Here is a 12,974-nt window from a genome sequence, read left to right on the forward strand (position 1 = left end):
GGTGCCTGCGCTTGATCCGGCGGATCATCGTCAGGCCCGCAGGCTTTGCGTCCCATCTGGACCGCGGCGCCACACGGAGCCGCCGCGCGGCGTCAGAGCCTGCGCCGCACGGTTTCCGCGCGCCCGGGCAATGTCAGTTGCGCATCGTTGCGCTGCCGCCGGGCCACCAATCTGCCCTTGGAGATCACCGCCAGACGGTCGGGGCGCAGGCGCAGCGCCTCGGTCGGGTTGCCGGCGTCCAGCACCACAAGACTGGCCCGCGCGCCCACATGCAGCCCGTAATCGGCCAGTCCCATGATCCGGGCGTTCTGGGTCGTCACCATGTCAAAGCAGCGCGCCATTTCCGCCGGATGGGTCATCTGCGCGACATGCAGCCCCATGAAGGCCACGTCCAGCATGTCCGCCGTTCCCAGCGAATACCACGGATCCAACACGCAATCCTGCCCCCAGCCGACGGTGATGCCATGGGCTTGCATCTCCTTGACCCGGGTCAGGCCCCGACGCTTGGGATAGGTATCATGGCGGCCTTGCAGGGTGATGTTGATCAAGGGGTTCGGGATCGCGGTCATGCCCGATTCCGCGATCAAGGGCAGAAGTTTCGAGACATAGTAATTGTCCATCGAATGCATCGACGTCAGGTGACTTCCGGCCGCCCGGCCGCCGAGGCCGTGCCGGGTCACCTCGCGCGCCATGGTCTCGACATGGCGCGACATGGGGTCGTCGGTCTCGTCGCAATGGACGTCCCACATCAAGCCGCGCTCGGCCGCGATGCGGGCAAGGTCGCGCAGGCTGTCGGCGCCCTCCTCCATCGTGCGTTCGAAATGCGGGATGCCGCCGACCACATCGACACCCATGTCCAGCGCGCGGATGACATTCTGACGCCCGGTCGCCGCGCGATAAAGCCCGTCCTGCGGAAAGGCCACCAGTTGCAGGTCAAGGTAAGGGGCGACGCGGGACTTGACCTCGAGCATGGCCTCGACCCCGCGCAGATGGTCAGGCGTGGTGTCGACATGGCTGCGGATCGCCAGAAGGCCCATCGAGACGGCCCAGTCACAATAGCGGACGGCGCGGTCGACCATCTCGTCAACCGTCGCCGTGTCGCGCAATTCGCCCCAGAGGCTGATCCCTTCCAGAAGCGTCCCCGAGGCATTGACCCGTGGCAAACCATAGGAGAGCGTCGCGTCCATGTGAAAATGCGGATCGCAAAAGTGTGGCGAGACCAGATCGCCGGTGGCATCGACGACCAGCCCGGCCTCGGCACCCTGAAGCCGGCCCATGGCCGCGATCCGGTCGCCGGTGATGCCGATATCGGCGGTCGTGCCATCGGGCAGCGTGCCGCCCCTGACCAGAATGTCGAACATCAGCGTTCCCCCTTGTTATAGGGCACCATCAGGGCCTGCGGCACCTCGGCCCGGCGCGACATCAAGACCAGCGCGACGATCGACAGGATATAGGGCATGGCCAGGAACAGCTGATAGGGCAGGACCGCGCCGATGGGCGTCTGTTGCAGGCGCACCTGAAGCGCGTCGAAGGCCGCGAACAGGATCGCGCCCATCACCGCCTTGCCCGGCCGCCAGGCGCCGAACACCACCAGCGCGATGCAGATCCAGCCGCGCCCGTTGACCATGTCAAAGAAGAACGAGGAAAAGGCCGACAGCGTCAGGAACGCCCCGCCAACCGCCATCAGCCCCGACCCCACGATCACCGCACCCATGCGCAGCCCCGTCACCGACAGGCCCTGCGCCGCCACTGCCGAGGGGTTTTCTCCCGCCGCGCGCAGCGCCAGACCCAGGGGCGTGCGGTACAGCACCAGCGCCACCAGGAACGCGGTCAGGAAGGCCGCATAGGTCAGCGCGGTCTGGGAAAACACCGCCTCGCCCAGAAAGGGAATGTCCGAAAGGACCGGCAGCTCCCAGGGCTGGAAGGGCTCGATCCGCGGCGGGCTGGTCACTTGCGGCAGGGCCAGCCGATAGGTGAAGGCCGCAACCGCCGTGGCCAGAAGCGTGATCCCCAGCCCGACCACATGCTGGGACAGGCCAAAGGGCACGGTCAGAGCCGAATGCAGCGCCCCGAACACCATGCCCGAGGCAAAGGCCACCGCCACCCCCAGCCACAAAGGCAGGCCCAGATAGACGGCGAACCAGCCGGCAAAGGCACCCATGACCATGATGCCCTCGATCCCGAGGTTCAGCACACCGGCGCGCTCGCAGATTAGCTCGCCCATGGTGGCGAAGATCAGCGGCGAGGCGATGCGGATCGCGGCGGCCCAGAAGCTGGCCGAAATCAGGATGTCCCAGAACGCCATCATCGCCAGACCACTCGGTAGCGCGTCAGAAGGATCGCCAGCACCATGAACAGCAGCGCCACCGCCATCAGGATATCGGCGATATAGGTGGGCACGCCGGCCGCGCGGCTCATGCTGTCTGCGCCGACAAAGATACCGGCGACGAACAGCGCCGTCAGCACCACGCCCAAGGGATGCAGCAGCGCCACCATGGCGACGATGATCCCCGTATAGCCAAAGCCGGGCGAGAGATCGCGCGACAGGTGGCCCTTCAGCCCGGCGACCTCGGAAAACCCGGCCAGCGCCGCCAGCCCGCCCGAGATCAGCGCCGTCTTGACCAGCACCGCATTGACCGGAATCCCGGCAAAGCGCGCCGCTTGCGGGTTCTGCCCCACGGCGCGGATCTGATAGCCAAGGACGGTGCGCGTCTGGATCACCCAGATCAGCAGTGCCGAAATCAGCGCCAGCGCAAAGCCCCAATGCAGCCGCAAGCCTTGGGCGATGCGCGGCAGGCGCAGATCGGCCGCGACCGGCACGGATTTGGGCCAGCCCATCCCGGCGGGGTCTTTCAATGGGCCTTCGACCAGATAGCTGACAAACAGCAGCATGATGAAGTTGAACAGAAGCGTCGTCACCACCTCGTCGACGCCGAAGCGGGTTTTCAACAGGACCGGCCCCAGCAGCACCAGCGCACCGGCCGCGATGGACAGCGCCGCCATGACGGGCAGCTGCAGCCAGGGCGCGCCCCAGCTGTGCATGCCGATCAGCACGGTCATGACCGCGCCGGCATAAAGCTGCGCCTCGGCCCCGATGTTCCACAGTTTCGCGCGAAAGGCGACGGCGACGGCAAGCCCGGTGAAGATCAGCGGCGTGGCGCGGTTCAGCGTCTCGAGCGTCGCGAACTTCGATCCGAACGCCCCTTTCACGATCAGCCCCAGCGTCGCGAAAGGGTTGGCCCCGGCGATCAGCGCCAGCACGGACGCAACCAGCACCGTCGCGCCCAGCGCCAGCGCGGGCAGACCGTAGATCCGGGCCGGCCCGGGATTGGCGATCGGTTCAAGCCGCATGGGGAAAGCCCTCGCCCGCCATCCACAGGCCCAGATCGGCGACGGATGCGGTGCCGCGCGGGATCGGGGGCGACAGCCGCCCCTCGCTGATGACATGGATCACGTCGGAAAGCTGCATCACCTCGTCCAGATCCTCAGAGATCAGGATCACCGCCGCGCCCCGGTCGCGCGCGGCCAGCAACTGGCCGTGGACATAGGCGATGGCGCCGATATCCAGCCCCCGGACCGGCTGATTGGCCAGGATGACCGAAGGCCCAGCCTCCAGCACCCGGCCAAGGATCAGCTTCTGCATATTGCCGCCCGACAACAGCCGGATGCGGGCATCGGGCCCCGGGCAGCGGACATCGTATTTTTCGATGATGTCGCGGGTATGGGCAGCTGCGGCGGCCCAATCCATCCAGCCCCCGCGGCTGAAGGGCGGGCGGACGTGGGTTTCCAGGACCGCATTCTCGGTCAGGGTGAAATCGGCGATGGTGCCGGTCTTGTGGCGATCCTCGGGGATGCGGCCAAGGCCGGATGCCAGCGCCGCCGCCGGGGTCCAGCGATCCGGCGCGGGCTGGCCTTCGATCAGCAGCCGGCCCGAGGCTGGCGACAAAAGCCCCGACAGGATGTCGGACAGCGCCGCCTGGCCATTGCCCGAGACCCCGGCGATGCCGGTGATCTGGCCCGCATGCAGCGCCAGCGACGCCGCCTTCAGCCCCGGCGCGCCCTCACGGTCGGGCGTGGTGACGCGGTCGAGTTGCAGCAGCGCCCTGCCCGCCTGCCCGGCTGCGATCTGCGGGCGGGTGACCTCGGCGCCGACCATCATCGCGGCCAGCTGCGCGGGCGATGTGTCGCGGGTTTCGACCTCGCCCGCCATCCTGCCATGACGCAGCACAAGACAGCGGTCGGCAATCGCCATGACCTCATTGAGCTTGTGCGAGATGAAGATGACGGCCAGCCCCTCGGCCACCATCTTGCGCAGCGTGTCGAACAGGGCTTCGGCCTCTTGCGGGGTCAGAACGGCGGTGGGCTCGTCCAGGATCAGCACGCGCGCATCGCGATAGAGCGCCTTCAGGATCTCGACCCGCTGGCGTTCGCCCACCGACAGGCGCCCCACCCGCGCATCGGGATCGACGCTCAGCCCAAAGCGGCCCGCAAGTGCCATGACCTTGGCCCGGGCGGCGGCGATGTCCATCGACCATGACCACAGCCCGCGCGTGCCCAGCAAGATATTTTCCAGCACCGTCAGCTGATCGGCCAGCGTGAAATGCTGATGCACCATACCGATCCCCGCGTTCAGCGCGGCGCGGGGATTGCCGGGCGGCAGGGCCCGGCCAAAGGCGGTGATCTGGCCTTCATCGGCCACATATTGACCGAAAAGGATATTCATCAGCGTGGTCTTGCCCGCGCCGTTTTCGCCCAGAAGGGCCACCACCTCGCCGGCACGCAGGCGCAGCGAGATGGCGTCATTGGCGACCAGCGCCCCGAACCGCTTGGTGATGCGGTCGAGGCGCAGAACCTCGGCCGGGTCGGTCACGATGATTTCGGCTCTTCGTCGTTGATCTCGACGGTGAAGCTGCCATCCTTGATCGCGGCTTCCTTGGCGGCGACCGTGGCCATGACCTCGGCCGGAACCTTGCCTTCGAAGCTGCCCAAGGGCGCCAGCGAGCAGCCGCCCGCCTTCATGAAGGAATAGACCCCGTAATTGTCGGCCTTGAACGCGCCGCCCTCGATCGCATCCAGCGCCGCGTTCAGCGTCGGCTCGAAATGCCACAGCGCCGAGGCGACGACGGTTTCGGGATAGTCCGCCTGGGTGTCGATGACATTGCCGATGGCCAGAACGCCACGCTCCTTGGCCGCATCCGAGACGCCGAAGCGTTCGGCGTAAAGCACATCCGCGCCCGCATCGATCATGGCGATGGCGGTTTCATTGGCCTTGGGCGGATCGAACCATGAGCCGATGAAGCTGACCTGGAACTTCGCATCGGCGCGGGTCTCGCGCACGCCGGCCATGAAGGCATGCATCAGCCGGTTCACCTCGGGGATCGGGAAGCCGCCGACCATGCCGATATTGCCCGACTTGGTCATGGCGCCGGCAATGATCCCCGACAGATAGCTGGCATCCTGGATGTAATTGTCAAAGACCGCCAGATTGGGATTGGCCGCCGCGTCGGGCATGAAGGACGAGCCCAGCAGGAAGGCCACATCGGGATATTCGGCCGCGACCTCGCGCGCCTCGGCCTCGGCGCCGAAGATCTCGCCGACGATCAGCTTGACGCCGCTTTCGCAATATTCGCGCATGACGCGGGGATAGTCCGTGTTGGCGACGTTCTCGGTGTAGGTATAGTCGATGCGGCCCGCGGCCTTTGCGGCCTCGGCGGCCTGATGGATCCGGCTGACCCATTGCTGCTCGACGGGCACGGTATAGATGCCGGCGGTCTTGATCGGATCCGCCGCCAGCGCCCGCAGGGGCACCAGCCCCGAAAGGGACAGCGCAGCCCCAGACAGAAGAACACTGCGACGGGAAGGACGATACGCCTGAGTCATTGCTTGCTTCCTAACTGTTGGGGGGTGATTTTTTTCCAAGTAGTAAAAAAGCCCGGCCCATATAACAATCGTTTTCTCACGACCATCGCCGCGCACAAAGCGCTTTCGCACATTGGCCCATCCGGCGCGCAGCAAATGTCATGGGCCACAAATTGCGCCCGGAGGACATCATGTGAAAACTCGCGCGGGAGCGGGATTGCAGAGAAGCTGTCGCCGTTCCTGTGCAGCAATCGGCCGATCTGATCAGCGGGGTCGTCAGCCAGCGGGCCTCTACCCCAAAGGCAGACATCATTGCCGGCGAGACCATTGCCGGTGGTAAACCTTCCAGCCTTTCGTCGGATTTCATGGTTGTCTTTCGTTTCGGACAGAATCGTCCACTGCCCGGAGACCTCCCGGCGCAAGAGGCGGCGTCTCATCCAGTAAGCGTAATACTGGTGGCCAGCGAAAAAGAGACCTCTGGCGACCTTTACCGGCAAAGGATCCGCCAGCCTTATGGGGCCATCGGGAAAGACAAAGGACGAAACACGCCCGGTGGTGTCCGTGAACAGCGACTGCTTGGGGCTGTCGGGGCTTCTGCTGCCTGCTGCACTCGGAGACCCGCTCAGCGCCGGACGTCTTCGCGACCGCAAAGGCAACTCGGCGCGGAAAAAGCTTGCTCGGCGCGCGGATTCCGTCGACTTTGCCGTAAGCGGCAAGCCACCTGGGGAATGTCGGAACAATACCTTGGATGGACGCACAGGCAGCCGTCATGGACCCAACTGACGACGTTCGATACGATCGGATAGAGGTCCGGCCTCTTGATCGCCAGTTCGGCGTGCATCCGGCCCTTTCGGTCCCGGCAGGTGTTTCCGAAATCGTTTTTGGACAGGTGAACGGCACCGGCGCCACGCCTTTCACCTACGCGCTGTTTGACGCGGCGCGGGTCGACGGCCTGTCCGAGCGGCTGGTCGCAGCCGCGACCCCCCATGACTGTCTGGTGCGCGGCCGCTCGCGCGAGGGGCTGGGCGCGGTGTCGCCCTGGCTGGTTCAACTGCGGGCGGACAGCCGGTTGTGCCGTGATCTTTTCACCGCCGGGACCGCGCCTTGGGAGCTGTGGGGCCGGGAAGCCTATATCCTGATGCGCTCGCATGACGAGCTGGCCACGCTTGTCGAGCACCTGCGCCATTTTACCAAGCTGCGCGACAGCAAGGGGCAATGGCATTTTTTTCGCTTTCAGGAACCGCTGGTCATGCGCACGATCGTCATGGGGCTGCCCGACGATGCGCGGCGCAGCTTTCTGGCGCCTTTCCAGCGGATGATCGTGCCGGATCGATCCGATATTCTGCACGTCTTTGACATCAGTTTTAACGGTAGCGCGGGTCAATGATTTCATATGACGACGTTCTGAACAGCAGCGGCATGCCCGCCTTCCTGCAGGAAAGACGGCAGCGCTATTTCGACAAGGCAAGGGCGTTCTGCCGCGGACAGTTTCCCGGCCGGTTCGGGGCGGCAAGTGACGCTGAAGGTCTGGCGCATGTCAAGACGGCCTATGGAATCGGGAAATCCTTCGGGCTGCGCAGCGAGCGCGATCATCTGAAACTGCTGATCGCGACCGTCCACTGGGGGTTGGGCCTTGCCTCGGATCCGCGCCTTGCCCTGCGTATGGTCCGGGCGGGCTGGCTCGAACCCGACCTGTCGGCCCGCCATCATGTCAAACCCTCGCAACTTCTGCGCGCGGTGGATGACTGGCATGCCCAGGTTCGCCCCGAGGGTCGCGCCTGGGCCGACGCGGCCGCGCAAACCGCCCCGATCAACGCCTCCGGCCTGAGCGGGTCCGACGCGCTGTACATGGCTGACGAGATCTGGCCCGTGGGCGTCCGGCAGATGCCGGCACGGGCATGGGGGCCATATGGCGCCGCGCTGGATGCGGATCGGCAGCGATGGGCGCTGGATGGCGGGGCGCTCGTCCTGCATGCGCTGCTGGGGCTGCGACTGGGATACCGATACCTGTTTGAACCGACGCTTTCCGATTTCGCGGCGGCTTGGCAGACCGATGACTCAAAGGCGCAAAGATTCGATGCGCTTTTGCAGGCGGCGCTGGCAATGCCCCCCTTGTTGCAGGACATGACATGCCACAGGACCTGAACGACCTTGAGGACGACGAGACGCCGCCGCAAGGTGTGACCCGCGCGGCCGAACAGGCGGCGGATGCACAGGGTTCCGCCAGTCCGGTCGAGGCGACCGAGCAGGGCTGCCGCGGCTGGATCGAACTGGACAGCCGATACTGGCATGTCAACGATCTGGGCGTCAGTGCGACGATCGAGGTTCATCGCATCACCGCCGGCACAGCCGGACTGCCGGACGAGCAGACCGAACTGGTGGACACGCAGGTGCTGCACTATGCGCAGGAGGCCGGCTTTCGCATCGATCCGCCTTCGGCACCGGCTGCCGCACTGACCGATGGAAACTGCCGTATCCTTCTGGGCGGCGAGGAAGGTTATCTGTCAGGCCATTCCTACCGGCTGAAACTGACCCCACGCGACAATCCCGACAACGCAAAAAAATACGTCATCCTGCCGGTTGCGATAACGGCGGAGGATGCGGGCAACGACTCGGCGCTGACCGGCACGCAGGTGGGGCGGCGCATCATCCCGGACCCGAACACGGGACAACGGCCGACGACATCGCCCCTGCCCCTGACGGATACGGTCGACCAGTACATGCGCGTCCACGAGGATCGCACGACCGGTGCGGCGCAATGGGCAAGCCGGGCCTTTCCCATGCCCTGCGCCGATGCGACCCAGCCCCATAAGGTCGAAATGCGCTGGATCCATTACTGCGACCCGCGCGACTTCATCTATGGCCATCTGCTCAATCTGGAGGGCGGTTTCGTCAACGATCCTGTCGACCGCGGCGGCGCAACCAATATGGGCATCACCATCGCGACATGGCGGCAATATTCGCAGGAGCTGTTCGGAATACCGGGCACGGTGGACACATTGCGCAACATCACCGAGGAACAGGTCTATGAGATCACGCTGGCGGGCTATTGGCGGCGCTTCTGGTGCGACCGGATCAATCACTGCCCTCTGGCGATTCAATATCTGGATACATGTTTCAATGGCGGCGGCGTGATCGTTCTGCAGCGGGCCATCAATGTCGTCGCGGATGCGCAAGGCAAGCCGCATTGGCGCACCGGTGAAGATGGCGATATCGGCGAGGGAACGCTGCTCGCGGCCAACAGGATCATCGAATGCGGCCATGGCGCGGCGCTTTACATCGCCTATCGCGAACGCAGGATCGCGCGCTATCGCACGATCGTCGCGAATAACCCAAGTCAGAACCGCTTTCTGAGAGGATGGCTGAACCGTGCGAATGAATTCAATGAATTTTAAAGTTGTTGCCGCCTGCTGCCTGATCGCGCTTTGCACTCTGGCCGCAGGCGCTGATGGCACCGAGTTCGCCCGATGGGAGGCTGACACCACCGACCCCGAACGCTTTGCCGGCACGGTGACGATCACCGGGACGGGTGAAGACATGACGCTGGGCTATTCCTTCGTCTATGACACCCAGATCATCAGCGCGAATGAGCCGGCCGCGGCGATGAAGCCGCTGGGAAATGATTGCTGGCGCGCCGATGTGAAGGGCGAATTCATGCAGGATATCGCCGAGACGATGGAGGTGGTGTTCTGCCAGCGCGGCGATCAGGCTTACTGGTCGCTGCTCGACACACGCGGCGGCGCGGTGCGGCTGCCGGCATGGGTATCCTTTACAAGGTCGTAGGACGCGACGGGAAAGCGCTGCTTGAAGCTTTTCCGATGGGTTTTTCGAATTGCGAGGCGTTATCGCATAGCTCTTAGCTGTCAGGATTCATGTTGCAAATCCGGTAGGTCAAGACGCTGGGCATGAGTAAACCTGAACGCGCTTGCTTCCGCCATGGTTGGCGAGGGTCTGGCCCGGTCGTTCTGTCCGGCCAGATCATGCTTGCCCGCGATCTGCGGATGCGATGGTGAAGACCCCAATGCGGTTCAGAGGGATGAGGCGTTCGAAACCGGCGAACGGCCTGCCGGTGCACGCATGGCCCAATCCCGGCGCAAGGGATGGTGCGCCGAAGCTCAGACATGATCGGCCATACCCACAATTGTTTGAAACGCGATTCGATGGCAGGATATTCTTTTGGAGGGTGATTCAATGGGCTGCGAATGGGATGAACTGCCTACCGCAACCAAACTTGGGAAAGCTACCGCAAATGCCGATTGGCTGGAAGAGATCAGGCCCTTCTATTTGCGGCACAGTTTTCCGCTCGCGATATTCCTGCCCACAACACCCGGAGCGCCGATATTTACCGGCGTCCTCGACATGCCGCACTGGCGGCCAACCTATATCCGGGTCAATGGCGCTACCGACCGCGCCGTGAAAGATGCCGCACGTGAAATTCGTGATGCCGGAACATTTTCTCCGCCGAATACATGGCCGATCATTCTGCTGAACAGGGATGCAGAGGAGACGTTGGACCGGCTGATCAATTTTAGCGGCTCATCCATTCCCGATGAGGCCCGCTACCTCTTCATCTATACGCTTGAGCGGATGAAGTTCCCCTTCAAATTCGCCTGCGAGCCGAAATATGTTGGTCCGCCGGTGCCGGATCTGTCCCTGCTGAATGTCTGGCAAAGGGGCAGTCCAGCCGTGAAGCCTAAGGCGACTGGCACGGAAATACAGAAACGCAAGATCCAGCCATCCCCCGTCGTCACCGCCATCATCGACACCGAGATCGCGATCGCGCATGAGCGTTTCCGGTCGGGCGCGATGACGACCCGGATCGCCCATTTCTGGCGGCAACAGCAGGAATCGATCCTGCCCGCAACCGGCCTTGCCACGGGCGAGATGTTCGACGAGGACGAGATAAATCAGCTCCTGCGCGAGGCCGCCGGCAACGAGAGGCTGTTCTATCACCTTCTGCGCAGCGGAAAATATGGGAGTCATGGCTATACTGCTATGGTTAAGCCCGGGGCGGGCGAGGCGATAGATCCCTGGAGGCTCGAGGTGGCGACGCGCCTGAAGCATATGATCGAGCTCGAGGCGCAATATGGAAAGGAAAATGGCGAGGCGGCCGGGGCTGCGAAAATCAACAAGAGGGACGAGGACGACAGGAACGGCCGCAACGATGAAAGTCATGGGAATGACACGGATGGCAGCGCGTCTGAAAACCTCGAAACAGGGAGGCAGGTTCTTGTCGAGAGGCCGCTTGCCCGCTTTCTGGTCGCCCCCGATGATATGGACAGCCAGACCCTGTTCGATTTGGAAAAACGGAGACTCATCGTCGCCTTCGTTCGCGAATCCGCGCCGGATAAAATAGCCGATCGTCTTCGACTGATCGATTACGCCGATCTGCGCGAGGGCATCCCTTTGGCGCCATGGCAGCGGCTCCGGCGCGACGTGAACTATGCCTCGCGCAGCCGGTCGCGGCCGGTGGGGTTCAGGGCCGGGCATGGCACACATATCATGGATATTGCCGCCGGCTTCCCCGCAGAGAACGCGCCGACGGATCGGCCCATCGTCGCCGTCGAACTGCCCGACTATGTCATCGAGGACACCACCGGCGCGCGGCTGGAGGCCTTCTGTCTGATGGCGATGCGGCAGATCCTGCGCTGGGTCGATGACTGGGGGACAACAACCCCCGGCGAGGGAAGTCGCGTGCCGGTCGTGGTGAATATCAGCCTTGGCAATGCCGCCGGACCACGCGATGGCACCGGCTTTCTGGAACAGGAACTGACCCGGCTGGCCGCGGCGCGCGAGGCATCGGCGGACGACTCGGATCGGGTTGCCACGAAGATCGTCATTGCGGCCGGAAACAGCTATCGCAGCCGGCTGGCGGGCAAGATTCAGCTGAGCGCTCTCCAAACCGAGACGGTGGACTGGTGCGTCCCGCCGGGCGACAAGAGCGCCAGCTATCTCGAGATCCGCGCCAATAATCCGGCGCGCATGGAAATCACATTCGAGGAACCGGGCGGCGGCGTACGGAAGCTGCCGGCCGGCAAGGGCGTGGTTCTGAAATCCGGCGAGCGCGTGGTCGGTCGGCTTTTCCAACACGAGGAGGCTGGCGATGCCGTGCTGACCCTTGCGCTGGCACCAACCCTGGCACTGGATGCGCCTTTCGCGCAGGCCCCGGCGGGCACCTATCGCCTGACCTTTCACAATACTGGCGACGATACGCTGAACATCGGGCTTGGCATCCAGCGGGACGAGACATTGTCGGGCTATCCGCTTTATGGCAAGCAATCCTATCTGGACCATCCGACGGTAAAGGAACGGGATCCGGTGACCGGCGATCACGACCTGCCGGAAAGCCGGTCCCCGGTCGGGCGCGAGAACACGATCTCGGCTTTTTCGACCTCGACGCAGCCACAGCTTTTCGTCGTCGGCGGCGCGGTCGCCAGCAAGGTCGATGATACGACGGATGCGCCCGAAGCGCCGGCGACCCGCTATACCGGCTCGGGGCCGACATCCGGGAATGCACCGCGAAACGGTCCCGATCTGGCCGGGATCGCGGTGGATGCGCCGGCAACCCCGGGGCAGCGGGCCGCTGGCTATTTCAGCGGCTCAAGCGTGGTGTTCGATGGCACCTCGACCGCGACCGCCCATGTGACGCGGCGCATGGTCGATGTGCTGATAAGCAAGGGCGGCGCCATACTCGACCATCACGACATGCTGAAGGCGGTTCTGGATGTCGCCAGACTGCCGCACAGGAGGCAGGATCAGCGGCTGGGTCATGGCATCCTGAAGGCGGAGACAGCGCCGGGGAGGGTGCCCCGGCGCCGAGGCGGGCCGGGCCACTGAGCGCCTATTTGGGCGGCGGTTTCGGCAGGTCCTGGCGAAAACCCTTCAGCACCTGCGACGATGTGACCTTCAGAGTGGGGGTCTCGATGTTTCCCGCAGTGCCCTTGGGATGTGAATCCTTGATGGCGGCATCGAGTTCGCTCAGGGTGAAGTCGCGGCCAAAGATCTTCGGTGAACCCTCTGTGTTGATTGCCACTGAGATTTGACCCGGCATTGTCACCGAGAACTGACCCACCCAGTGGTTATGTTCTGCGTGTTATGATGGCGTCAATGCTAGT

The 12,974-nt window shown here is 64.1% G+C and carries 12 protein-coding genes; 5 read left to right on the plus strand and 7 right to left on the minus strand.

All coding sequences use genetic code 11. The features are described from left to right. Window positions 1-92: 92 nt before the first annotated feature. From DFP89_RS06035 to DFP89_RS20090, 6 genes are read right to left on the minus strand one after another with little or no spacing between them, the layout of a single operon-like run. The gene (locus tag DFP89_RS06035) at window positions 93-1,361 is read right to left on the minus strand and encodes an amidohydrolase family protein (protein ID WP_114348516.1); all 1,269 of its coding nucleotides are present in this window, start codon (window positions 1,359-1,361) and stop codon (window positions 93-95) included. After that, window positions 1,361-2,308 carry an ABC transporter permease gene (locus DFP89_RS06040; protein ID WP_425452638.1) on the minus strand — a complete coding sequence of 316 codons (948 nt, stop codon included), beginning with the start codon at window positions 2,306-2,308 and terminating at the stop codon, window positions 1,361-1,363. Before DFP89_RS06040 ends, DFP89_RS06035 begins: the two co-directional genes overlap by 1 nt. Next, window positions 2,305-3,351, minus strand: coding sequence for an ABC transporter permease (locus DFP89_RS06045; RefSeq protein WP_114348517.1), 1,047 nt, complete (start codon window positions 3,349-3,351; stop codon window positions 2,305-2,307). The genes DFP89_RS06040 and DFP89_RS06045 overlap by 4 nt, the downstream gene beginning before the upstream one ends. Continuing rightward, window positions 3,341-4,870 carry an ABC transporter ATP-binding protein gene (locus tag DFP89_RS06050; RefSeq protein ID WP_114348518.1) on the minus strand — a complete coding sequence of 510 codons (1,530 nt, stop codon included), beginning with the start codon at window positions 4,868-4,870 and terminating at the stop codon, window positions 3,341-3,343. Before DFP89_RS06050 ends, DFP89_RS06045 begins: the two co-directional genes overlap by 11 nt. Further along, a complete protein-coding gene (locus DFP89_RS06055; protein ID WP_114348519.1) occupies window positions 4,867-5,880 on the minus strand; it encodes a BMP family protein in 1,014 nt (337 codons plus the stop codon). Before DFP89_RS06055 ends, DFP89_RS06050 begins: the two co-directional genes overlap by 4 nt. Beyond that, window positions 5,877-6,281, minus strand: coding sequence for a hypothetical protein (locus DFP89_RS20090; protein ID WP_147273276.1), 405 nt, complete (start codon window positions 6,279-6,281; stop codon window positions 5,877-5,879). Before DFP89_RS20090 ends, DFP89_RS06055 begins: the two co-directional genes overlap by 4 nt. 347 nt (window positions 6,282-6,628) lie before the next feature. Between DFP89_RS20090 and DFP89_RS06060 the strand changes: the two genes are divergently transcribed. The 5 genes from DFP89_RS06060 to DFP89_RS06080 all read left to right on the plus strand — a co-directional run bounded on the left by DFP89_RS06060 (window position 6,629) and on the right by DFP89_RS06080 (window position 12,696). Further along, window positions 6,629-7,246, plus strand: a complete 618-nt coding sequence (locus tag DFP89_RS06060) for a DUF4123 domain-containing protein (RefSeq protein WP_181870268.1) — start codon at window positions 6,629-6,631, stop codon at window positions 7,244-7,246. 32 nt (window positions 7,247-7,278) lie between these two features. Then, entirely contained in the window at window positions 7,279-8,004 is a 726-nt protein-coding gene (locus DFP89_RS06065) for a hypothetical protein (protein WP_147273277.1), read from the plus strand. Next, window positions 7,989-9,254, plus strand: coding sequence for a glycoside hydrolase family 108 protein (locus tag DFP89_RS06070; RefSeq protein ID WP_114348522.1), 1,266 nt, complete (start codon window positions 7,989-7,991; stop codon window positions 9,252-9,254). The genes DFP89_RS06065 and DFP89_RS06070 overlap by 16 nt, the downstream gene beginning before the upstream one ends. After that, window positions 9,244-9,642 (plus strand): hypothetical protein, encoded by a 399-nt coding sequence (locus tag DFP89_RS06075; protein ID WP_114348523.1) that lies wholly within the window; start codon window positions 9,244-9,246, stop codon window positions 9,640-9,642. Before DFP89_RS06070 ends, DFP89_RS06075 begins: the two co-directional genes overlap by 11 nt. Window positions 9,643-10,368: 726 nt before the next feature. Beyond that, on the plus strand, window positions 10,369-12,696 hold the full coding sequence (locus tag DFP89_RS06080; protein ID WP_147273278.1) for a S8/S53 family peptidase: 2,328 nt from the start codon (window positions 10,369-10,371) through the stop codon (window positions 12,694-12,696). 4 nt (window positions 12,697-12,700) lie between these two features. Here DFP89_RS06080 and DFP89_RS06085 read toward each other — a convergent pair whose 3' ends face one another. Beyond that, window positions 12,701-12,892 carry a hypothetical protein gene (locus tag DFP89_RS06085; protein WP_147273279.1) on the minus strand — a complete coding sequence of 64 codons (192 nt, stop codon included), beginning with the start codon at window positions 12,890-12,892 and terminating at the stop codon, window positions 12,701-12,703. Window positions 12,893-12,974 lie beyond the last annotated feature (82 nt).

The sequence above is a fragment of the Paracoccus lutimaris genome (assembly GCF_003337565.1).
In the GTDB taxonomy this organism is placed as follows: domain Bacteria; phylum Pseudomonadota; class Alphaproteobacteria; order Rhodobacterales; family Rhodobacteraceae; genus Paracoccus; species Paracoccus lutimaris.